The sequence below is a fragment of the Taklimakanibacter albus genome (genome assembly GCF_016595235.1).
GTDB classification, from domain to species: Bacteria; Pseudomonadota; Alphaproteobacteria; order Rhizobiales; family Aestuariivirgaceae; genus Taklimakanibacter; species Taklimakanibacter albus.
The window spans coordinates 916,724-938,454 of sequence record NZ_JAENHL010000008.1; the positions used below are offsets into that span (position 1 = coordinate 916,724).

General features: G+C 60.1%; 27 protein-coding genes. 8 read left to right on the plus strand and 19 right to left on the minus strand.

The features are described from left to right. Position 1 precedes the first annotated feature (1 nt). The 5 genes from JHL16_RS27250 to JHL16_RS35465 form a co-directional block, all read right to left on the minus strand. Positions 2-2,176 carry a hypothetical protein gene (locus JHL16_RS27250; RefSeq protein ID WP_200188041.1) on the minus strand — a complete coding sequence of 725 codons (2,175 nt, stop codon included), beginning with the start codon at positions 2,174-2,176 and terminating at the stop codon, positions 2-4. Continuing rightward, entirely contained in the window at positions 2,173-3,546 is a 1,374-nt protein-coding gene (locus JHL16_RS27255; RefSeq protein ID WP_200188042.1) for a PBSX family phage terminase large subunit, read from the minus strand. The genes JHL16_RS27250 and JHL16_RS27255 overlap by 4 nt, the downstream gene beginning before the upstream one ends. Next, entirely contained in the window at positions 3,527-3,796 is a 270-nt protein-coding gene (locus JHL16_RS27260; RefSeq protein WP_200188043.1) for a hypothetical protein, read from the minus strand. Before JHL16_RS27260 ends, JHL16_RS27255 begins: the two co-directional genes overlap by 20 nt. Before the next feature lie 276 nt (positions 3,797-4,072). Beyond that, complete coding sequence (locus JHL16_RS27265; protein WP_200188044.1) at positions 4,073-4,618, minus strand: hypothetical protein; 546 nt, start codon at positions 4,616-4,618, stop codon at positions 4,073-4,075. Positions 4,619-4,658: 40 nt separating this feature from the next. Further along, positions 4,659-4,901: a helix-turn-helix domain-containing protein gene (locus JHL16_RS35465; RefSeq protein WP_200188045.1), complete on the minus strand. Its 243-nt coding sequence runs from the start codon at positions 4,899-4,901 to the stop codon at positions 4,659-4,661. Between the two features lie 252 nt (positions 4,902-5,153). Here JHL16_RS35465 and JHL16_RS27275 point away from each other — a divergent pair, with 252 nt between their 5' ends. Next, positions 5,154-5,840, plus strand: coding sequence for a S24 family peptidase (locus tag JHL16_RS27275; protein ID WP_200188046.1), 687 nt, complete (start codon positions 5,154-5,156; stop codon positions 5,838-5,840). Between the two features lie 2 nt (positions 5,841-5,842). Here the strand turns inward: JHL16_RS27275 and JHL16_RS27280 are convergent, their stop codons facing one another. Then, complete coding sequence (locus tag JHL16_RS27280; RefSeq protein ID WP_200188047.1) at positions 5,843-6,094, minus strand: hypothetical protein; 252 nt, start codon at positions 6,092-6,094, stop codon at positions 5,843-5,845. A 373-nt stretch (positions 6,095-6,467) separates the two neighbouring features. Here JHL16_RS27280 and JHL16_RS27285 point away from each other — a divergent pair, with 373 nt between their 5' ends. Beyond that, entirely contained in the window at positions 6,468-6,728 is a 261-nt protein-coding gene (locus tag JHL16_RS27285; RefSeq protein WP_200188048.1) for a hypothetical protein, read from the plus strand. Between the two features lie 44 nt (positions 6,729-6,772). Then, positions 6,773-7,606, plus strand: coding sequence for a class D beta-lactamase (gene blaOXA, locus JHL16_RS27290; RefSeq protein WP_420884574.1), 834 nt, complete (start codon positions 6,773-6,775; stop codon positions 7,604-7,606). Between the two features lie 13 nt (positions 7,607-7,619). Here blaOXA and JHL16_RS27295 read toward each other — a convergent pair whose 3' ends face one another. The 5 genes from JHL16_RS27295 to JHL16_RS35335 are packed head-to-tail and all read right to left on the minus strand — an operon-like array spanning position 7,620 to position 12,478. Continuing rightward, the gene (locus tag JHL16_RS27295) at positions 7,620-8,417 is read right to left on the minus strand and encodes an ABC transporter permease (RefSeq protein ID WP_200188050.1); all 798 of its coding nucleotides are present in this window, start codon (positions 8,415-8,417) and stop codon (positions 7,620-7,622) included. After that, positions 8,414-9,286, minus strand: coding sequence for an ABC transporter permease (locus tag JHL16_RS27300; protein ID WP_200188051.1), 873 nt, complete (start codon positions 9,284-9,286; stop codon positions 8,414-8,416). Before JHL16_RS27300 ends, JHL16_RS27295 begins: the two co-directional genes overlap by 4 nt. A 2-nt stretch (positions 9,287-9,288) precedes the next feature. Next, positions 9,289-10,383, minus strand: a complete 1,095-nt coding sequence (locus JHL16_RS27305) for an ABC transporter ATP-binding protein (protein ID WP_200188052.1) — start codon at positions 10,381-10,383, stop codon at positions 9,289-9,291. A gap of 10 nt (positions 10,384-10,393) precedes the next feature. Continuing rightward, the gene (locus JHL16_RS27310) at positions 10,394-11,575 is read right to left on the minus strand and encodes an ABC transporter substrate-binding protein (protein ID WP_200188053.1); all 1,182 of its coding nucleotides are present in this window, start codon (positions 11,573-11,575) and stop codon (positions 10,394-10,396) included. Between the two features lie 36 nt (positions 11,576-11,611). Further along, positions 11,612-12,478: a LuxR C-terminal-related transcriptional regulator gene (locus JHL16_RS35335; RefSeq protein WP_200188054.1), complete on the minus strand. Its 867-nt coding sequence runs from the start codon at positions 12,476-12,478 to the stop codon at positions 11,612-11,614. A 142-nt stretch (positions 12,479-12,620) separates the two neighbouring features. Here JHL16_RS35335 and adhP point away from each other — a divergent pair, with 142 nt between their 5' ends. After that, positions 12,621-13,667, plus strand: a complete 1,047-nt coding sequence (adhP, locus tag JHL16_RS27320; protein ID WP_200188055.1) for an alcohol dehydrogenase AdhP — start codon at positions 12,621-12,623, stop codon at positions 13,665-13,667. Between the two features lie 26 nt (positions 13,668-13,693). Further along, complete coding sequence (locus JHL16_RS27325) at positions 13,694-15,088, plus strand: HWE histidine kinase domain-containing protein (RefSeq protein ID WP_200188056.1); 1,395 nt, start codon at positions 13,694-13,696, stop codon at positions 15,086-15,088. Positions 15,089-15,135: 47 nt separating this feature from the next. Here the strand turns inward: JHL16_RS27325 and JHL16_RS27330 are convergent, their stop codons facing one another. After that, positions 15,136-15,387, minus strand: a complete 252-nt coding sequence (locus JHL16_RS27330; protein WP_200188057.1) for a hypothetical protein — start codon at positions 15,385-15,387, stop codon at positions 15,136-15,138. Positions 15,388-15,636: 249 nt separating this feature from the next. On the opposite strand from JHL16_RS27330, the gene JHL16_RS35340 reads away from it, so the two are divergent. Continuing rightward, positions 15,637-15,762: a hypothetical protein gene (locus JHL16_RS35340; RefSeq protein ID WP_281436055.1), complete on the plus strand. Its 126-nt coding sequence runs from the start codon at positions 15,637-15,639 to the stop codon at positions 15,760-15,762. 180 nt (positions 15,763-15,942) lie between these two features. Further along, a complete protein-coding gene (locus JHL16_RS27335; RefSeq protein ID WP_200188058.1) occupies positions 15,943-16,428 on the plus strand; it encodes a MarR family winged helix-turn-helix transcriptional regulator in 486 nt (161 codons plus the stop codon). Between the two features lie 4 nt (positions 16,429-16,432). Here the strand turns inward: JHL16_RS27335 and JHL16_RS27340 are convergent, their stop codons facing one another. From JHL16_RS27340 to JHL16_RS27355, 4 genes are read right to left on the minus strand one after another with little or no spacing between them, the layout of a single operon-like run. Next, positions 16,433-17,167: an amino acid ABC transporter permease gene (locus tag JHL16_RS27340; protein ID WP_200188059.1), complete on the minus strand. Its 735-nt coding sequence runs from the start codon at positions 17,165-17,167 to the stop codon at positions 16,433-16,435. A 13-nt stretch (positions 17,168-17,180) separates the two neighbouring features. Further along, complete coding sequence (locus JHL16_RS27345) at positions 17,181-18,014, minus strand: transporter substrate-binding domain-containing protein (protein ID WP_200188060.1); 834 nt, start codon at positions 18,012-18,014, stop codon at positions 17,181-17,183. A 16-nt stretch (positions 18,015-18,030) separates the two neighbouring features. Next, a complete protein-coding gene (locus tag JHL16_RS27350; RefSeq protein ID WP_200188061.1) occupies positions 18,031-18,333 on the minus strand; it encodes a GYD domain-containing protein in 303 nt (100 codons plus the stop codon). Between the two features lie 15 nt (positions 18,334-18,348). Next, positions 18,349-19,017 carry a cysteine hydrolase family protein gene (locus tag JHL16_RS27355; RefSeq protein WP_200188062.1) on the minus strand — a complete coding sequence of 223 codons (669 nt, stop codon included), beginning with the start codon at positions 19,015-19,017 and terminating at the stop codon, positions 18,349-18,351. Positions 19,018-19,102: 85 nt separating this feature from the next. Between JHL16_RS27355 and JHL16_RS27360 the strand changes: the two genes are divergently transcribed. Continuing rightward, positions 19,103-20,041, plus strand: a complete 939-nt coding sequence (locus JHL16_RS27360) for a LysR substrate-binding domain-containing protein (protein ID WP_200188063.1) — start codon at positions 19,103-19,105, stop codon at positions 20,039-20,041. On the opposite strand, the gene ureG is transcribed toward JHL16_RS27360, so the two are convergent. The 3 genes from ureG to JHL16_RS27375 are packed head-to-tail and all read right to left on the minus strand — an operon-like array spanning position 20,036 to position 21,724. Then, complete coding sequence (ureG, locus tag JHL16_RS27365; protein WP_200188064.1) at positions 20,036-20,656, minus strand: urease accessory protein UreG; 621 nt, start codon at positions 20,654-20,656, stop codon at positions 20,036-20,038. The genes JHL16_RS27360 and ureG overlap by 6 nt on opposite strands. After that, positions 20,653-21,318 carry an urease accessory protein UreF gene (locus JHL16_RS27370; RefSeq protein ID WP_200188065.1) on the minus strand — a complete coding sequence of 222 codons (666 nt, stop codon included), beginning with the start codon at positions 21,316-21,318 and terminating at the stop codon, positions 20,653-20,655. Before JHL16_RS27370 ends, ureG begins: the two co-directional genes overlap by 4 nt. Then, positions 21,308-21,724: an urease accessory protein UreE gene (locus JHL16_RS27375; protein WP_246771182.1), complete on the minus strand. Its 417-nt coding sequence runs from the start codon at positions 21,722-21,724 to the stop codon at positions 21,308-21,310. Before JHL16_RS27375 ends, JHL16_RS27370 begins: the two co-directional genes overlap by 11 nt. Between the last annotated feature and the right edge of the window lie 7 nt (positions 21,725-21,731).

Consider the following 21,731-nt stretch of genomic DNA (forward strand, 5'->3'; position numbering starts at 1 on the left):
GTCAATTCATCCCTGGTGGTGAGCTGGGCTGTGTGGTGTAAATGCGCCCCTCCGGCGTCGTAACGGATTTCGGTGCGGCAAGAATCTGGCCAATCACGGCAAGAGCCTGAAGCACTTGAGCGTTCTGGCCAGCCAGTTGGGTAATGACTTCCGACATCGAGTACGCGGCGGGCTGTCCTGCGGCATTCCCCGCGAGATCTCCTTCAATACGCGCCTTTCTGATCTCGCGATCGTTCACCTGGTCGAGTTCCTTGCTCTTCAGGGCCATTTCGTCGGCATGCTTCTGCTTCTCGAACTCAAATCTCTGCCCTTCCGACTGGGCGGCGAGCTGCGCCGGACCAGCTTGTGGATTGGTTGCAGCCTGCTGGGCCTGTTCGCGGATTGTCTCGGTGAAATCCTCGATCACCGCCGTCATGGCGCGCCCGGCGCGGAACGGCGCCACCGAGAACTTTATCATCTCTGCTGCAAAAGGCCCGGCCGCCGGTTGCGCTTGAACAAGTGGCGTCAGTTGCTGAATGACTCCCGCGAGCGAAGACAAAAACTCCGTGCGCCGCTGCTTCTCCATGTTCTCATCGGCCTGAATCGTGCTGTCGGTCTCGATCTCAAGCACAAACGGCCGGATACGCTGCTCCCTGAGAAGAGCGACCACCTGATCAATAGTGACCGTCTCGGCAAGCTCGTTCAACCGCTCTTGCGTCTCTTGGTGAACCTCCTGCAGTTGGTCCGGCAACACGCTCTGGCTATCGGATTTCTGGAGGAGTTTCGCCACATTCTCCGTGAGCTTCCGAGCCTGCTCCTGAATCGCCGCCGTTGTCGGCAAGCTCATCTGGGTTATCGTGGTGAATGTCTCCGGCGTGAAGTTCTCTGCCATGATCTCACCGGCAATCCTGACCAGGTCGCGGGCGAATCTCACGAGCTCGATTTGCCGCTCCCTGATGCGCACCGAACCGTACTGGCTCTTCAATTCTTGCGCCGTCGCAGTCTCCTGCGGCTCAGTGACGCCGCGCATGATGTCGCTCAGTCCGGTGATCTGATACACGTCATCAATGATCTGCCGCCGCAACAGGAGCAATTCCCTGATGGTTGCGGCAACTTCGGTGATCGGCAGCCATATGATGCTGTCCCTGAGAATGGCACCGCCCAGCGCCGCGAAGTTTGCGACAGGCACCAGGATCGCGTTATTGTCCTGCTGGCGCAGGGCCGCCTCGACTGCTTCCGCCAGATCACCGGCGCCCGCGGCATAGAAGCCCTTCATCCGCAAGCCCTCGGCCAATGCCGATATACGCGCCGTCAATTCGTTGATTTCATCAAATTGATCGCGACAGAAGTAATAGTCGGGCACGGGTATAAGTTTGCGTCGCTCCAGCGTCGAATAGGCCGGTTTCGGGCATGGAAAAAACCCATCGAGTTTCAGGAAGGGCGCGCGGATGTCCAGGACTTCTTCGACCCCCTCGGCGATCCAGACAACGCAGTTTCTGGTCTTGGACCAGATCTCCCAAACCTCGCCTTTCTTCTCTCCCTTGTAGCCAGTTTCACTGTCTGACAGCTCTTGCCGTTCCTTGAGATCTATCCTGGCGAAGATATCTCCGAAACGAGCAATGCCTTGGTCCCGCGTCAGCCAGGCGCGTTTCGCGACCCACCCGACCTCCGGCCATTTGCGCGCCGGCTCGTGAAGAAAGTCCGCGCGATCCACATGCTCGTAGGGCACACGCTGATTCCGCGGCTCGTGCGCCGGCCCGATCTCCTCGGTCGGATCGCTGTCGTCTTCATAACGCACCCACGCGACGCCGCGACCATTGATCAGCATGTCATCCCTGACCGCCAGCATGACGGCATTGATGTCTTCGATCTCAACATTGACGATGAGCGCGCGCTCCAGCATCGCGGACGCGTTGCGCGGCATAGGCGACATGTCCTTAAACCGCGTAGCGACGGCAGGCTGCGGCGGCCTCGAATAGATGGATGGCCGCAGCACTTCCAGATTTGCCCAAAACATCTGGAACTCGCGGTCGCCGCTGACATCTGCGAGACGCCTCAGATCGGCATAGAGCTTATCGATGCTGTCGCACTTATCCAGCCAAAGCTGGAAGTATTTCTTGGCGTCGCCAATGCACTCCAGCCAGGGGCGCGCATCGCGGATCGTCGCCTCGGTACCGGCGGTCTCGTAGTCATTCATGTGCGCGTTCTCTTGCTTGGACGATCTGCGGGGGGACCGGGAAGGCAAACTGTCCCGCGAGGCCGCTCCTTCTCCGGAACGAGCGACGGCCTCGGCACTATAAGCTCGCAATTGACGGCATATTCGCCGAAAGCATCCGCACCATGACTGTTCTGGTCATGCAGGGGGCCGGTATACGCGCCAAGACTGTCATTCATTCGCCGGCAATAACGCCGCAACCTCGACACACCCAACATCACCCGCTTCGTACGATTGAACCGAACGAGGGGCAGCAACCTTCGCGCGGCATTGATCCGCTCGACCGGACCTTGCTGAGCGCCCACATGGATCGGCTTGACTCCAAGACCCATGAGCGTCAGCGCTCTGGTTCTGCCACCCGCACCCCATTCACGTACTTTCACGTCATGGGGCAGGAAATGCTCGCCATAGCGAAAGGCTTCGATACGCTCGATACGGCGCCGGGCCAGGAAACTCTCCGGAGGATCCGGTATCAGCTCCGGCAAAGCGGTTCGTACGATGTCTTCGGCGCCGAGGCCCGAAAACTCGTGATAATCGACAACCGTGGCGCCGACTCCGTCGTCCTGAATGAACCAGATCGCCGTGTAGTCATCGACGCCGATGTCCCAGGCAGTCCTGACAGGGAGGTCGGCGCGATAGCCGAAGTCGCCGATCCGGCCGTCGCTTTCCGCCTGCGCAATGAGACCGGCATAATACGCGGCCTCGGACGTCATTTCGTAACCACCACCCCAGACATGCGCCGCCATCTCGGGATCCGAGATGTAGTCGCTGTCTCTCTCGCGCCGCAAGACTTCGGGGAACCAGGGATTGTCGTTCCCGTTCACCGAAGCGACGATGGCATCCGCACGTGGCCTGCCGCTCCTGAAGAAGGCGTCGACGGCGTCGATCTCGTATCTCGGATTCCAACTGAACCAGATCTCCGAGTCCTCCTTGCGGATCGTCGGCCGCAGGAGACGCAGTGACTTTGCCGAAAGGCTCTGCGCCTCCTCGACCCAGGCTATGTCATAATCCTCGAGCGACTTGATATTCTCGGCGTTATAGGACTGCATGCCGCGAAAGATGATCAACGATCCATTGGCGCCACGAATTTCGGTCTCGAGAATGTGGAAACGCGAACCAATGCCGAACTTGGCAATCTTGTCGATGATGAGCTGCCGGACCGATTCCTTTATCGAGTTCTGCACCTCGCGGATACACACCGCCCGCGTCTGTCGCCCATAACAGCGGAGCACCAGCTGTTCGGCGAAGAAATGTGATTTCGCGCCGCCTCTCCCGCCATAGGCGCCCTTGTAGCGCCGGGGCACCAATAGCGGGTGGAAGGCACGCGGCACATCAACGTTGAGCGTCGACAATGCGAATTTCTATCGGGGCCGCAGGGGCCGTGAAGATCTCGTTTTTCACACCATCGACCGCCCCGCAAGGCGCATGGGCCGAGAGATCCGATATGGACTTCCTGAGCAGCCCGAGAGCGGCGGATACCTGGCTCGATGACAGATCCCGCTTTCCTTCGACATAGTCGATCAACGCATCGAGGACACCGCTCTCGCGGATCTTTCGGCGCTCGCGATGGAATGGATCGGCGCGGTCACGCTTCTTCGACATGGAATGCCTGCCATTTCTGGAGTTCGCAACGAAAACGCCCGGCACTTTGGGAGCCGGGCGTGATAATTCTGATCTTGATATTTCCCAACTCTCACGCTCCAGCCCGGGGAGTCAACAAACAAGTGGCCTGAAGCGCGATGAACAAACTCGATTACTGCGCGAATGAAAAAAAGCCCGGCAGCAGCTGAGCTCCGGGCGTCTATTGTTCGATCTTGATATTTCCCAACTCTCACGCCTTGGCCCGAAGAGTCAAGGCACACACTCAGGCTAGCGCGGCTATCGAGTCCGCGAGACGATGCCGCGATGATGTACCCGGCTGATTGCATTGAGACCCGAGCGAAGAAGTCCGAGTTCCTTGTCACGCATGCGATCATTCTCCGAGATACAGACATCCCACACGATGCTCGTGGCCGAAGGCGAAGTCGGATCGAGACAGTCGACTTCACGCAGCGCTTCCATGTAAGTGCGCGCCCGCTCCTGTATGCCGACCGGCATGTCGCAGTCGCCCGAGCCTCCAAGCGCCGGAAGGAAACCAGCCTTGCCCTGGCTCGGTCGCTGGCCGCCACTTGCCGCCAGATAATCTCGCAAGGTCAGGGCAAAGTCATAGCCGGCATCGGCCTGGGCGGGCGTGATGATATTCCAGTTCAGCAGACGGCCCAGGGGTGAGCCCATCACATCACGGCCTGCCATTTCAAGGCTCACTCCGAAAATGCGCATGCGGGCTTCGAGCGCCGTGCGGCGCGTTTCTTCCTGGCGCACGGTCTTCACCCTGTCACCGGAGGCATAGCGAGGCCCCGGCTTGCGTTTGCGTCCGGCTTTCATGGGTTTTCCTTTCAGGTCAATGCTGGCCGATTAACGGTGCCTACGGCCGCCTCATGCGGTAGCGGCCGGAAATGCTGATGCCGGGCACATAGGGAAGCGTCGGCAGGAGAGCTTCTTCCGCTGCAAGCTCCTCGCCCTCACTTCGGTGAACGACGCGGCTGCGGCGCATGCGATCGTAATCAGGGTCGAGCCAGCGGCGCACCGTATCGGGATTGACCCCCAATGCCCGGGCGATCGTCGCATAACGCTCACCGCGCCGATAAAGGGAACGGGCTTGGTTCACCAAGGCCGGGGTTCGCCGCAGATGGAAATAATCGGCTCGGGTCTTTCGAGCGGGCAAGTAAGAGGGTGGGCCGGGAGCCAGCTCTGGGGAGGGGGATGGCTCGACCGGCCCTACCGCCGCGAGCGTCTCTCGAGCGGCGGGTCGCAAATCCTGGGGAACGTCGGTGACGGTATCGATCATGACTCGTAAATACGTTAAAAACGTACAAACGGTCAACTTGATTTTATACGCCTTATACGCTATACGCGTTTTATGTCAGATATTCCGGTCACGGAACGTTTAAAGGCGCTGCGCAACCGCGCGCGCGTAACCATGGCCGAAGCAGCCCAAGCGCTAGGCTATAAAACTGCATCCGGCTACCAGCATTACGAGGATCCCAAGAAGTTCCTGCAAAAATACCTGCCGCACGAAATCATCGAGAAGCTCGTCCCCCTATTTGTTGGCCGGGGCGAGCCCCCCATTACCAATGAAGAGATCTGGAATCTTGGTGGCCGGCGGACAGAGGGAACCCCGCCGATCATCATTCCCGCCAGCCAGACAGCGCTAGACAGACTCATCCCAATCTATGCCGCCGCCCAGGGCGGCGAGGGACACCTGATCATTGATCACACTCCGATCGATCAACTTCCCGGGCCGGAAGAACTCCGTCATGTCAAAGACCCTTACGGAATCCTGATTGTTGGCGAGTCGATGGTCCCAGCCTATCGGCCCGGCGACATCGCCTGGATCAACCCTCGCAAACTGCCCGAGCGCGATACGGATGTGGTTCTTTATCACGTGCCTCCCTTTGGTGAGGCCGAGGCGATCATCAAAACGCTGGTCAGCTGGTCGCCGCAGGAATGGAAGCTTCGGCAATACCAACCGCCTCGCGATTTTATAGAGTCGATTATCGACTGGCCGATCTGCCATCGGATCGTAGGCAAGAAAAACGCACGCTGAGCTCAGGCCGCGGCCTGCTCCTCTTCATCCGGCACGCGCCCCCAGCTCGTCAGCACGACGGCCTCCTCATACTCGCCCGCGTCCGGATCCACGCGCCTGGAAAAGGCGACTGCTCCAACCGCCGAGCCGGCCTGGCGCGACACCAGCCTGCGCGCATGATCGGCGTCCTTGGCCTGGATTGCTGGCAAGGCCACCAGCCCGCCCCGCTTTGTTTCCAGGTAGGGCTGAACGATGAAATAGGTTTGCATGGTCATCTTGGTGCCTCCCTGGCCTTAATGGCCACCATCAAACATGCCGCAATTGCTGGAACACATCAAGAACAAACTTCAGCTCTGCAACATACGCAAATTATACGCAAACTCCTGTATATACGTTTCATATTGACTATTTTTACTGTTTTAACGTACAAACATTTCTCATGAAAGAAGGGAGATGCGTGATGATATTCAACGAAGCCGAAGCCCGCCGACGCCGCAACGCCCTGTATATAGAAGCCTATGCCAAGGCTTGGGCGGAGGCCAGTCCAGCCGAAAGAGAATTGGCTGTCCTGACCATGAAGGACAGATGGAACGACGCCGACAGAGCCCGCCACGCGGAATTGACCCGCCTCAGCACTCCACCCTCCACATGATGGTCACGGCCCATATTCCCTTGCGCGAGCGCGATATCGTGGTAGGCGATCTCGAGGTGCGTATCCGCCCCATCCACGATCAGGCCTTTCCGGACGACATGGCTTGCGACATATTCTTTGTCGGGGCCGATGAGAAAGCCTACGCCTTTACGGATCATCGGGCGCGCGAGGTTCTTGCAGAAATCAAACGTGATCACCCGGCCACATGGCGCGAGATCCAGGAAGCAGCCGAGGACAATTACAGTGGCCGGGAGTGAACTAGAGCGGACAGCCGGAAACGACATGTGCTAACCACGGCTCCATGATTCTCCTCCACAAGCCCTCCCTCCTGCTCGGTCTTTTCCTTGTCTGCGCCACCACTGGCAGCCCGAACATGGCCACGGCGGCAGAACCCAAGTCCTGCACGGTGATCCTAGATGCACGATCCGGCACGGTCGTGCATCGCGACGGCATATGCGATGAACGTTTCAGTCCGGCTTCGACCTTCAAGGTGCCGCTTGCCGTCATGGGCTTCGATGCCGGCATCTTGAAAGGCGCGCATGATCCGGCCTGGACGTGGCACGAAGGGATCGAGGCCCCAAAGCGCGACCGTAAGACCGTCGACCCCATGACTTGGGAGCGTGATTCCGTTCTTTGGTATTCGCGCGAAGTGACGCGCCGTCTGGGCTTCGACAAGTTCGCTACCTATGTGACGCAGCTCGATTATGGCAACAAGGATCTCTCCGGCGATCCCGGCAAGAATAACGGTCTCACTCACGCATGGCTCGCCTCCTCGCTGGTAATCTCTGCCGACGAGCAGGTGCAATTCGTGCGCAAGCTGCTGACGGACACATTACCTCTCTCCAAGGAAGCACAGACCAAGACGCGCGCCATCGTGCCGGGCTTCGACGCCCCCGGTGGCTGGCGGGTCTATGGCAAGACCGGCAGCATCTGGCTTCGCGACAGCAAGGGCGAGTTTGATCGAACTCAACCGATAGGCTGGTTCGTCGGCTGGGCGCAGAAACGCGGCCAGCGCGTCGTCTTCGCGCGCCTGGAGATCGGCAAGGACGGCTCAGCACAAGGCCCGAAGGGGCCTGCCGTCAGAGCCCTCTTCCTCAAGGAACTGCCCCGGCTGATGCGCCGCAAGTCTCAATAGCCCATGCCGGAAGTCAGGTCCGGCGCAGGCGGTTGGCCAGGATCACCAGCAGGATACCGGGAATGAAGATAACCGTCGCAATGGCCGGATAAAGGGGTGACGACCCGATGGCGATGCCTGAGAAGATGAAAGTCGGTAAAGTGCGGGTCGATCCGGCAAGACTGTAAGTCAGGTAGAAATTGCCCCAGCTCAGCAGGAAGGCGAAAATCGCCGCCGAGAAAATGCCCGGCCAGAGCAGCGGAATAGTGACATAACGATAGACTTCGAAGCTGCTCGCCCCGCAATCACGCGCCGCATCCTCGACCGTCGCGTCGAAATTGTAGACCTGCACCGCCACGATCACCATGGCAAAGGGCGTGATATAAACGATATGCCCGATGATCGCCGTGGTGATGCCGGTCGAAAAGTCGAGCATTCGCCCCAGCACCGAGAACCACAATAGCAGCACGATGCCGAGCAGCAACTGCGGAAAGGCAAGCGGCACACCGGCCAGCAGCCTGAACGCATCGCTGCCCCGAAAGCGGTAACGCACCGCGGCAATCGCCGCCATGGTCCCGATGGCGGTGGCGATCACCGTGGTGATGACCGCAATCAGCGTCGAGTTCCACAGAGCGTTGAGGGCGTTGGCATTGCGGAACAACTCGCCATACCAGCGCAGCGAGATGCCCTCGAACGGCAAAGTCAGGAACCGGCCTTCCTGGAAAGAAAAAGCGATCAGGGTGAAGATCGGGATGTAAAAGAAGATCAGGATAGCGGCCAGGCTGCCCCAGAGTACGATGTCGATGAGCCTGCCTTCGAGCCTGGCGATCATGCGGCGAGCCCCGCCCGCTTGAGTCCGATCAGGCGGCTGAACAGCAGCACGATGAAGACCGACACCACCATCAAAACCAGAGTGAGAGCGGCGCCCAAAGGCCAGTTCACACGTGTCTCGAAAGTCTGGCGGATCAGCTCGGCCGACATCGGCGACTTGCCGCCCCCCAGGACCTTGGGCTCAAGAAATGCACCGACGCTCAAGAGGAAGATCAGCACGCTGCCTGCCCAGATGCCCGGCTTGCACAGAGGCAGCGTCACCTCCCAATGGGCGCGGAACTTGCCGGCGCCGGCGTCATAGGCGGCGAGGATCAAGGAGCGGTCGATATTGCTGATCGAGAGATAGAGCGTGAAGATCGCGAAGGCGGAGAGCGAATAGACCATGCCGAGCAAAGTCGCCCAATCCGTGTAGAGAAAAGCGACCATCTCGGGCGGCAGGCCGATCGAGCTCAGGGTATAGTTGGCCATGCCATTCTTGTCGAGGAACAAGGCCCAGCCATAGATCTTGAGCGTCGCGTCAGTGATGAAGGCGAAGGTGATGAGCACCTTGATCTCGTTCTCCCAGGCCTTGAAACGCGTGGCGAGGCCGTAGGCGATAGGAAAGGCAATGATCAGGCATATCGCGACGCAAGCCGCCGCCATGAAGATCGTATGACCGAGGATCGTCCAATAATGCGGCTTCGAGAATACATCAGTCCAGGTCCAGAGATCCCAGCTCCATTGTAGCTGGAAATTCCGGCTGCGTTGGAAGGTGAGCAGGAAGGTCATCACCAGGGGCGCCAGAAAGCAAGTGGTCTGCAGGAGCACCGTCGGCAGCGCCTTGATCAACAAGTCGGGATCGCGCCAGCTTCTCGGCACCTCATCCGCCATGATCAGGCCTCCGCCCCGAAGACATAGATGTCCTTCTTGGTGAAGCCCAGCCTGACCTTGTCGCCGATGCGCATTGGAAGCGACGAGGTACCGGGAATTTCGACCACGAGCATCTGGCCGCCGGGCGTCCGGGCGCGATATTGCACCGTCCCGCCTTTGCCGAACATCTCGGTCACCTCGGCGGCAATCTCGCCATCGGCAACATCGCCCGGAGACAGAACACGCAACAATTCCGGCCGCAGCATCAAAAGCGCCGGCCCCTTGGCGACATTGCCGGCGATGAGATCAGCGGCGATACGGCCATCGGCATCGACAATATCGGCGGCCCGATAAAAGAGGCCCGCGGATGTGCGCTCAGTGACCGTGATCGGCAGCAGATTAGTCTCGCCGATGAAGCCTGACACGAAACTGCCGGCGGGCCGATAATAGATGTCGGCGGGCGTACCGAGCTGCAAAATGGCGCCATCGCGCATCACGCAGATGCGGTCGGCGAGCATCATCGCCTCCTCCAGGTCGTGCGTCACGTGAACGAAGGTCACGCCGACAGAGCGGTGCAGGCGCTTGAGCTCTGCCTGCAGCACCTTCTTGAGCTTCACGTCGAGAGCCGAAAGCGGTTCGTCGAGCAGCAGCAATTTGGGAGCGGACACCATGGAGCGCGCCAGCGCCACACGCTGCTGCTCGCCGCCTGACAGCTGACGCGGATAACGCGTCAGATACTCGCCCTTCAGCTGCATCAGCTCGATCATTTGGCCGACGCGCTTTTTGATCTCAGCCGTATCGGTCCGCCGCAGCTTCAAGGGAAAGCCGATATTCTCGGCTACCGTCATATGCGGAAAGAGCGCCAGCTTTTGGAAAACCATGCTGGTCGGCCGCTTAGCCGCCGGCACACCGGCCATATCGGCGTCGGCGATAGCGATGCGGCCGGTATCAGGCTCCTCGAAGCCAGCAATCTGCTTCAGCAACGTGGTCTTGCCGCAGCCCGAAGGACCGACCAGGGCGATGAACTCGCCCTGGTTGACGCTCAGCGACACACCTTTCAGCGCGGCATAGCTGCCATAGGACTTGCGGACATCCTGGATGTCGAGAATGGCGGTCATGACGATCGTGCTATTGTGCCGCCGCCAATTCCTCCTGCCAGATGGCCAGCATATCGTCGATATTGGGGGCGATGCGGTGCATCTGCGAATTATCCCACGCCGTCCACATGTAGTCGACCTGCAGGATATCGCGCTCCTCGGGCGTATAGAGAGCCTCCACCGCCTTATTGGTCACCACGTTGCAGGTCGAATCGAGGAGCGACAGAACATGTCCCGACTCCTTCGAGACGACATGCTTCAACAGCTTCTGCGCCAGCTCCGGCTGATCGGTGTCCTTGAGGATTGCCGTCGCCTCGACCCAGATGATGCCCTGCTTCAGGCCGTTCTTGGGCTCGGGCACCACCGCGATGATGTTCTTGTGGCCCTGCTTGCGCACCGCAGAGGTCAGATAGGAACCAGCGCCGATGCAGCCGAGCAGCGACCCGTCGAGCAGACCTTTCTGGGCCTGAGTCAGGTCGGCGACCAGCGTGCGGGTGTTCTTGAACATCGCACGCAGCACCTTGCGTATTTCCTCAAGGGCATTCTGGTCGAGTTCTTGATAAGGATCGATACCGGCATGAAGCGCCATCGGCAGGATCGGCCAGTCGCCCCAATCCATCACGCAGATCTTGCCCTTATTGGCGTCGTCGAAAACCGGATCATAGCTCTTCCAGATTTCCGGCTTGGTGAGATCAGTGTTCACACACGGCCCGACCCAGCCCCAGCGGGTGGCGACGCCAATGGTCTTGCCTTCATTCAGCAGAGGCTCGAAGGGCGGTTTGAACTGATCGTAGAAGGTGGCATAGACATCGGCGTAATCCGCCGGGTTGAGCTCCTGCGCCAGTCCGGCCGGACCGAGGCGTGTGATCCAGGGCATGTCGCTCGAGACGAGATCGACCTCGCGCGAGGCGCCGGCCTGCAATTTGGCGAAGCCGCCCGGGCTGTCGACAATAAGGTCGAAGGCGATCTCGACGTCATTCGCCTTCCGGAACGGGTCGATGATGCGGGGATCGTTGTACCCTTCCCAGCACATATAGGTCATCTGGCTTGCGGCCTGTGATGGGCGCGAAGACAAACCAGCCATCGCGACGCCCGCGGTCGCGGCCATGCCCTTGAGCAGGCGGCGGCGGGTGAGACCGGCCTTATCCAGGCCCGCGGCCTTGATCTGGCGCTGATAATATTGAGGCAGATCGCTGTACCAGGTTTTTGTCATGGTTCCCTCCCTGATGTTTCTTGATGCGGTGGCCGATTATCGAGGAGATGGCCGCTGCTTTGTATACCCCCCGGGGAATAGGCCGGCGCCGCCGCCACGGACCTGGACGAAGGCCAGATAGGCGGCGAAGAGCTCGGCCTGGGTGGAGATATTGAGCTTCCGATACACGTTCTTGCGGTGGATCTTCACCGTGCCCGGGCTGATGTCGAGATGATGCGCCAGTGACTGGGTGGAATGGCCCTGCAGGATCATGGTCATGATCTGCCTTTCGCGGGCCGACAGGATGCCGCCGGCAAAATCCTCGAGCGCCGACACGGCATTGGCGCGCGCCGCCTCATCCGAGACAAGGACGGCCCGGCTGATGCGGCTCCAATGCCGGCCGCAGAAGGCGCCGATCGCAGGTCCGAGCGTCTGCAGGAGATCCAGCTCGTCACGCGCAAAGGCCGGCGATGAGGTCCAACGGGCCACCGAGGCGACACCGGTCACGCCCCGCCCGGCGTCAAAGACGAAGCCGACCTCCTCACCAATGCCAGTGCGCTTGTAATGGGTGCGGAAATATTCGCTTTGCCGGAACCGGTCGGGGGCGATGTCATGCAGGCGGAAGCAGCCCTCGCGCCGCCCGTCCTCGACCAATTGATAGAAAGGATCGAGCAGATAAGGCCCGTTGATGTAATCCTCGGCGATCACCCGATGACGCTCGCGATCGAGCGTATCGCCCAAGAGCTGTGGCTGATCGGAACCGCGATAGCCGAAGACCATGACGAAATCGGCATGAACGATGCGCTGCACGGCTCCCAGCAAGGTGGGAACGAAGCCGGCTGTCTCAAGCGCCTGGGTCAGCTCGGCCGCACTCCGGCTGAAGCTGTCGAGCAGCAGATGGCGGCGTGGCAATTGTCCTGTCACCGGATGCGAACCCTCCCAGCAATCTATTGTATTTCGCTTTTCTGCCCATAGAAAGCGGCGACGTCGGCTATCGCTTTGGGGATATGGCCAGCCGGGCCGTGACAACTCTACTTTGACCCAAACAATGCGGAGGCATCACGTCATGACCAAAACGATGAAAGCAGCAGTTCTTCATAAGATCAAGGACAGGCTCGTCATAGAAGATGTCGCTATCCCCGAGCCCGGCCACGGCGACATCCTCATCAAAGTCAAGGCTTGCGGCGTGTGCCACAGCGATCTGCATGCGCTTGAGGGCGACTGGTCGCCGCTTCCCAATCTGCCACTCATTCCCGGCCATGAGGTGGCCGGCCACGTCGCCGCCATTGGTCCCGGTGTCCAAGGCTTCCAGATCGGTGACGCGGTCGGGGTGCCGTGGATGTATTCCTCCTGCGGCGCCTGCGAATTCTGCCTCGCCGGCATGGAGACGATTTGCAAATCGGGAGAGGCGACCGGCTATTCGAAACCCGGCGGCTATGCAGAATATATGGTGGCGTCCGCCGCCTTTGTCGGCAAACTGCCGGCCGACGCCGATTTCTTCGAGCTCGCCCCCATTCTCTGCGCCGGCGTCACCACCTATCGCGGCCTCAAGCGCACCGGCGCGAGGCCCGGCCAATGGGTCGCGGTGCTCGGCATAGGGGGTCTCGGCCATATCGCTGTCCAATATGCCCGCGCCATGGGCCTGCGTGTGGCGGCGGTCGACGTCGCCGATGACAAGCTGGCGCTGGCGAAGTCGCTCGGCGCCGAGGTGCTGGTGAATGGCGCCCAGGAAGACGCCGTTGCGGCGATCCAGTCGAAGATCGGTGGCGCTCATGCCGCGGTGGTGACCGCCGTCGCCAGCAAGGCCTTCGAGCAGGCGATCCTGATGCTGAGGCCGGCTGGTACCGTCGCCTATATTGGATTGCCTGGCGGCAAGTCGGACGAGATCCGCACCTCGATCGCGGCGATCACCAATTGGGAATTGAGCATCCGCGGCTCGAATGTCGGCACCCGCGCCGATCTCCACGAGGCGCTCGATTTTGCCGCCAATGGCCTGGTGCGCGCCAAGATCAGGACTGCGCCATTGTCTCAGATCAATGCGATCTTCGATGAGATGCGCCAGGGCAAGATCGTCGGCCGCGTCGTGCTGGATCTGAGCCAGGGAGCCACCTAAACCCTGGCCGCACACTCCGCCGCAAGTTGCAGCTGGCCATAGCTCCTGCGCCGTACCGTGATAAGGTGCGGTCAGCAGGGAGAGATGCGGTGTGGATTGACAGGCATTTGCCGTCGCTCAGGCAGCGGCCGGGCTATGGGCTAATGGCCGCGGCCGTCTTCGTGGCGGTCGCCGCCAGCCTCAAGCTGGCGATGCCCGGCATGCAGCCTTTCCTCACCCTCTATCCGGCTGTACTCCTCAGCGCCTTTGTCGGCGGTCGGCGGGTCGGCATCGTGGCGCTCATCGTCTGCACGGGCCTCGCGATCTATTTCCTCACCATGTCCCATGGCGATCCTTCTCCCTACTGGGACGTAGCCGCGCTTATTGGCTTTATCATCGTCTGCGGCCTGATCCTTTTTGTCATCGACCTTCTCGACCAGTCCGTCCGGCGGCTGGAGCGCGAAAGGCGCTCCCTGCAGCTCGAACGGCGGCGCCTCGAACTCGCCCTCAAGGCTGCGGATATGGGGAGCTGGGAGATCGCTTCCGAAGGTCGGCTCAGCTGGGATAAGAACTTTTATCGCGTGATCGGCCTCGACTCCGCGAAGGATGCGCCATCCGCTGAACGTTTCCTAAGCATGGTGCACCCGGAAGACCGGGAACGCATGAGCCAGGCACGCCTGCGCATGAAGGACGGCGAGGCGCCGCCACCACGCGATGAATATCGCTTCTTTCGACCGGACGGAAAGATGATCTGGCTCGAAAACCATCGCGTCTCGGTCGATCAGGACGGCCGGCATTTCATTGGCATTACCCAGGACACGACGCGCCGGAAGACAGCCGAAGCGCGCATCACGATGCTATTGCGGGAGCTCGCCCATCGGGTGAAGAACCAATATGCCGTCATCCTGGCGGTGATCCGCGAAACCAGCAATCAGGCTCACTCCCGCGAGGAATTCGACGCGCTGATCCAATCCCGCATCACGGCCCTCTCCCGCTCACATGACCTCCTTGTCCAGGGCGAAGAGGAAGGTGCCGACCTGCACGGCCTCCTCGTCGCCCATCTCGATACTTTTGGAGTCAGGGATCGGCTTGCGACAAGCGGACCGCAAGTCACGCTTTCCTCATCGGCGGCGCAATATCTCGGCATGGCTTTCCATGAGCTTGCGACGAATGCGACGAAACATGGCGCTTTTTTGAAACCGGATGGGCGTGTCTGCGTAAGCTGGTCTCTCGATGGCGAGCCGAGTGAACGATTGTTTACCTTGCGTTGGGAAGAATCGGGCGGACCGGAGATTGGCCCCGCCTCAGCAGCCGGCTTCGGCACCAAAGTGCTCGAGAAGCTTGCCCCGGCAGCGCTACGCGGCGAGGCGACGATCACACGGCAAGCCACAGGATTGTTGTGGGAGCTTAAGGCGCCACAATCCGGGCTCGGCGGAAACTGACGAAGGACGGCCGATCTCATCGATCGGCCGCCTTTCAGAGATACGGTTCAGAGATTGAGCCGCAGTTGGATACCGGGCTCGTCGCGCCAGTAAGGCCGCGGATAATACCAACCGCCGTAGTAATAATCATAACCGTGGCGGCGGTGACGGAAGCGCTTGCCATAACGCTTCTCGTAACGCCAATGCCGGTTCTTGCCGTAGTTGCGATGCTTCTTATAGTGACCCTTCTTGTGGTTGATCAGAAGAATGTCACTCGAAGCCCCCTGTTGCGCCGGCTTAGTAACCGGTGGCGCGGCCATGACACCTGCGGCGCCAAAGCTCAAGACAGCGGCAACGATTGAAGCGCGAACAAGAGAAGCTCTAAGGAAATTACGCATTTCTACCTCCGTTGGCATCTCAACCACTGCCATCGGAAATTGTTCCCGTTAATCGCACTTTGATTTCCTAACAAGGATGTAATGGTCAAATATTCACAGGCATCAGATTGCTGGAACCAATTCAACGATGGAGAATTCCAGAAGAACTGAGTTTCTTGAGAGACGATCTCCATGAAAATCCTTCTGCGGAAATTCTCCCGATGGTTCCATTCTTTTGATGAGGATCGCGATCCCGCGATCGTCGTCGTCAAGACACCAGAAGATGGCGCACGCATTGGCATGATCGGTTGGTACTGATCAGCGTGCAGCGACATCCCAGATCGTTAAAACACGAGCGCCGGTCACGGGCTGGGAATCCTGTTTTCCCGGCTTTCGAATTCCCGATGATGGTTAACAGAGCCTCGTAAATTTGCAGCTCTACCCTTTCGAAGCGTTAGGAGCTCGCATGGTAAATGCCGCAGCGAAAGGGACATCTACATGACAACGGCCTTTGCAGCAAAAACCGACTTCGACGAAATCGAACTCGTTCACAAAAGCAAGCATTTCACCAAGATGCTGCAGACTGTTGAAATATTGCACCGCCGGTTCCTGGATGTAATCACCTCGGAACTCGGGCGCCGGGACAAGGCGTTGAGCGCGGTACAGGCGTTGATCCTTTGCCATGCCAATGAACGATCAATGTCGTTGGGCCAGCTCCAAGCCATCGGTCAGTATGAAGGAACCAACCTCACCTATAACGTCACCAAATTGGCGGAGGGCGGTTATGTCAAATTATCCCGGCCGCAATGGGATAAGAGGTCGAGCCTCATCGAACTGACCGAAGAAGGCCGGCAAGTGGCGCAGGTCATCCTTTGCGCGCTCGATATCCACGCCGACTCGCTCGCCGGTATCGGCATCTCCACACAGGAACTGATGCTCCTCACGCGGGCGCTCAAGGACATCAATCACCTCTGGTCGAACTGAAGGCTCAAGCGGTCGCCGCGGCCCGTGCCTTGACCGTTGAAGTCGATGTGCTGTTGGTGCGTCGCGCATACGCGACCGACATGCGATGCTCGACCGATGCTTGGATCATGGTGAGGATCGATACCATAACTAGGTAATAAACGAGGGCCGCCGCATACCATTCCGTGAAGCGGAAGCTCGCCGAGATGGAGAGCTGGGTGACGGTCATCATCTCCCGCAACGAGATTGTGTAAGCGAGTGAAGTCGACTTCAGAAGCGTGATGAATTCGTTCATCAGCGACGGCAAGGCGACCCGGAAGGCCTGCGGCAAAACCACAAGGAAAAAGGCTTGGCCGCGGCGCAACCCGAGGGCAGCCGCGGCTTCCGCCTGGCCCTTATGCACCGACAGCAATGCCGCGCGCATGATCTCGGCGTTGTACGCGATGCCGACAAGTGTCATCGCAATGGCCGCCGCAAGGAAGGGGTTGAACCAGTCGGATCGCAGCGCCGGGAATATTTGCGGCAGCCCGTTCCAGATGAAGAGCAGGACCAGCACCAAAGGTGCGCTGCGGAAAATCCATTGATAGGCCCTCAGCGGCCAGCGATAGCGGCGCCGGGTCGAAAGGCCCAGCGCCACCGGCAGGCAGAGAACCAGCGAGGCCAGTTGCACGACGATCGACAGCGCAATAGTGATCAGCGCGCCCTTGAGAAGGGCCGAACTGAGCAGAGCCTCGACGAATATGCGCGGATCGAAGAGCATCGCCCGGCCGCGTTCAGGAATCGTAGTCGACGGTAAAGTCGGTGACCGGCATATTATACTTCTTGGCAATCGCCTCGATGGCCCCGGACTTCTGCAGTTCCTTCATCGCCTCGCGCAGAGCCTTCAAGTCGTCCGGATTCTTGCGGATGTAGATTCCGTAAATTCCTTCCGGCGGATATGTATATGCGATCTTCAGCTGATCGTTGCTCTGCTTGACCCGCACCGACGCTTCGGCGACCTCGGTCAGGGTCGCATCGGCCCGGCCGATCAGAACCTGCTGAGCGGCGGCGACTTGCGATTCATATGTGCTGGCCGCGACAGGATCGCGCCCTTCCTTGGAGAACTGCTCGTTCATCTTCTGCGGGGCATCGGCGAAAGTGGTTCCCGCTTCCAGCGCCAGTCGCTTGCCACTCAGATCCTCAGGCGCCTTGATGTCAGTATTACTGGCCAGCGTGACGATCGCCGCCGACGATTTCAGATAAGGCACGCCGTCATGGGCTTCCCGGCGCTTGTCGTTGAGATAGATGCCGCTGATGACAAGATCGCAGCGGCCGGAAGCGAGCGACGGTAGAAGCCCATCGAAGCCGGAGGTCGAGAATTTGATCTCGGTCACCGACCAGTGCTTCGCCAGCGCGTCGGCGAGATCGATGTCGATGCCGACTGGCCGGGTGTCGGAAGGGTTCTCGAGATAGGTCAGCGGCGGGAAACCGGCGGTCGTGCAGATATTGAGCTTGCTGCTCGAGATAAAAGACGGCTTCGCCGTATCGGCCGATGCGGTAGCCATGGTCATCGTCACTGCCGTCAAGGCGCAGAGGAGCCCTCCGGCAAAACCGGTCGTCATGCCCATTTCCATCTCCTATTAGTTATTTTCTGAGCTTAAGCTTTTCGACGATGCCCGCCCATTCCGAGGCATCGAAGGCCGGCAGGATCAGCGGTTCGACGTGGCCGTCACGCCGCGCAGTCATCACATATTGCATCATGCTGGCCTCGTCCGGCATTTCGAAGACCTGCACGAAGTCGTAAGGCCCCATGGTCGCATAGAGGCAGACACTGCGGCCGCCGAGCGCCTCGACACGCTCCTTGCTGATGCGCCCGCGCTCCGGCGAGTTGCCGAGCTCGTCGAGTCCCTTCTGGGTGAGCCGCATGAGAGAAATGTAGTAAGGCATGACTTTCCCTGGCGGTCAGCGTTTTACGGCCTCGAGGCCGGCTATGACGTCTTCGGTCTTGGCGACCACACCAAAGATACCGTCCTCGACGGTCACCATATGGACCGCGGCCTCGTGCGCATAAGCGTCGCCGCTGGCGCAGGCATCCTCGATGAGCAGATTCTGGAAATTGCGGTCCTGCGCCTCGCGCAGAGTGGTGTGCACGCAGACATCCGTCGTGCAGCCGGTGAACAGGAGATGCGTGATGCCACGGGCGCGCAGGACATGTTCGAGATCAGTGTAGGTGAAGGCGCCATTGGCGGTCTTGTCGACGATGATGTCTTCCGGTTTGACGTCGATCTCCGGCACGATCTCATAACCGGGCGAGGAGCGCAGGAGAACCTGGGTGTCGTCGATGCCGGCGCGCTTGCGGCGCCAGACCTCATAGGGGGTCATGTCGGCACGATCGGCGCGATAGCCCTGGCGTGTGTGGACGATGGCGCAGCCCGCTTTGCGCGCCGCGGCGATGAGGGCATTCACATTGGGAATGATTGCGCGCAGAGGAGCCGGATCATAACCCTTGCGGGCGAAATATCCGTCCTCGGAGAGGAAATCGATCTGCAGGTCGATGACCAGCAAAGCGGTGACGGCGGGGTCGAGATTGCCGTCATAAGGATAGTTGAAGGGTCTGGCGGTGATCGACATGAAACATCCCTGAAATGACGACAGGGAGCGTATCGGGCTGACACCGTGTTGACAAACTATTTGAATTGCCGGATTTCTATTTAGAATGACTAAACAATCAAACAACATGAACCGGCTTGAGCTGGGTTATTTGCGGGCTTTCGAAGCGGTCGCGCGTCTCGGCCATGTCGGGGCCGCCGCGCTGGAGCTCAACCTGACGCCGGGCGCCGTCAGCCAGCAGCTGCGCAAATTGCAATCCTCGCTCGCCGTCGAATTGTTCGAGCGCGACGGACGCCGCATCAGACTCACGCCGCAAGGCAGCGAATTGCGCCGGACCGTGACGGCCGCACTGGACGACATCGGCAGCTGCGTAAACGAACTCGCCGCGAAGCCCGAACTGGAGCAGGCCGACAGTCTTCGTGTTTCGGTGCCACCCGCTTTGGGCGTCGCGTGGCTATCCTCTTTGATGTTCGATTTCTGCCAAAGTTTCGGGCTTACCTCCTTCAAGATGACGGCGGCGCTCGATGTGGCGCAGATCGACTGGCGGCAGACCGACGTCGCCATCACCTACGGCGCGCCGCCCAAGGAGGGCTTCGCCTGGCGGTTCATCGCCACCGTGAAGCTGCGGCCGATCTGCAGCCCGGCTTTGCTCAACTCGGCCGCCGGCCTGCGCTCCCTCGCCGACATCGTCGATCAATGGCTGCTGCATGAAGACGACGGCACTGAATGGCGGCGCTGGCTCTCGGCGGCGAAGATCCGCCGTGTGCCGCAGCACAATGCCTATTTCGGCACGCTGATGATGGCGATCGCGGCGGCTCTCGAGGGCAGAGGCCTGGCGCTGGTCAGCGATCTCCTGGCGCAGGACTATCTGAAGTCAGGCCGCCTGGTACGTCCCTATGATATCGGCGTCGAGGCGACGCGGAGCTATTATTGCATCTGTCCCGAAAGCCGTGCCGGGGAACCGCTCATCGAGCGTTTCATGGATTGGATCACATCGACAAGCCAGGTGGCATATGCCTTGCGCGGCCAGCCGCAGGAATCATGACGGAGCCATTCCGCCAACCGTTTCGATCATCTCCACAATGTCGGAAACGCCTCTGTTGCGCAGCAGATCGGTGAAGATATGCGGCCGCGCGCCCCGCACGCGCCTCGTATCCTGAGCCATGATTTCGAGATCGGCGCCGACATGCGGGGCAAGATCCATCTTGTTGATGATCAGAAGATCCGATCGCGTGATGGCGGGACCACCCTTGCGCGGGATCTTCTCGCCCTGGCACACGCTGATGACATAAAGCGTCATATCGGCGAGTTCGGGTGAAAAAGTCGCCGCCAGATTGTCGCCACCCGATTCGATGAAGATCACATCGAGATCAGGGTGCCGCCGATTGAGCTCGGCAATGGCGCCGAGATTGATCGAGGCGTCCTCACGGATCGCCGTGTGAGGGCAGCCGCCCGTCTCGACCCCAATGATCCGATCCTCCGGCAGAGCCTGAAGGCGGTTGAGGATCAGCGCATCTTCCTTGGTGTAGATATCATTGGTGACGACCGCGACCGACCAGCGGCCTCGCATCGCCTTGCACAACTTTTCGGTCAGCGTCGTCTTGCCGGATCCGACCGGCCCCCCGACACCGACGCGCAAGGGTCCATGGAGCCTGCTCATGATCGGAACAGCCTGACATTCATGGTCTCATGGCGCATGGAAGCGATATCGACTGCAAAGGTGGAACTGCCAAGATCGGACAGCGACGATCGAGCGGCTTTGCCGGCCACCGTCACGATAATTTTCTCCAACGCAGCCATGATGAGCGTTCCTTCCGTTTGGCCGAGCGGAATGAGCCGCAAGCCGGCAGATATGAGATTGCCGGCGCAGGCCTGGAGATATCCCGTGCTGGCGCCGTCGATCCCGACATCCATTCGCGCCGCTACGGCGCCGACCGCGACGGGATAAGGCATTTCCAGATCATCGCCCGGCACGTCACGCCAAGCGCGCGCGGCCTTCGAGAAAGACCGCCCTTGATCCATGGTTTCGAGATGACGCTCGGCGCTCACCGCCATCGCCTCACCCAGCTCGGCGACATCCCCCAGGCGTCCCATGTCGCCGAGCGCGGCCGCGTGCCAAGCCTCGGTGAGCAGAACGACATCATTCCACCAGCTGCCCTGCCTGATCAGATCCGTGATCCATTCGGCAAGGTCATGGCGCGTAACAACGATGCGGTCATGAACGGCCTGTTCGAGGCCATGCGAATAGCTGAAGGCGCCGACGGGAAAGGCCGGCGACAGCCAGGTCATCAGCCGCAGCAGGCTCAGCGCGTCAGTGCTCATGACCGTGGTGGCCGGAATAGGCGCCGCTTTCAGGATGGAACGGTTCCCGGACGTGCCGCACACGGGCGCCCTGATGCTCCAGCATATGGGCGATGACCGGGTCATGACGAATGACGATACGCTCCGCCTCGATCTGGGCCGCGAGATGACGGTTGCCCAGATGCCAGGCGAGTGTCGTCAGATGCAGGACGTTGCGGCCGCGAATATCGAGAAGGTCTTCCGGCTTCGCCCGTATCTCGACCAGACGCCCATCTTCGAGGACCAGTGCATCCCCCTCCTTGAGATAGGCCGCTCCGGCAAGATCGAGAAGAAACGCAAGTCCGGTGTCGCTCTTCACCGCAAAACGGCGACGGCAACGATCGTCATAATCGAGCGTGATCCGGTCGGCTGGCGCGCCTTGCCACATGCCCCGT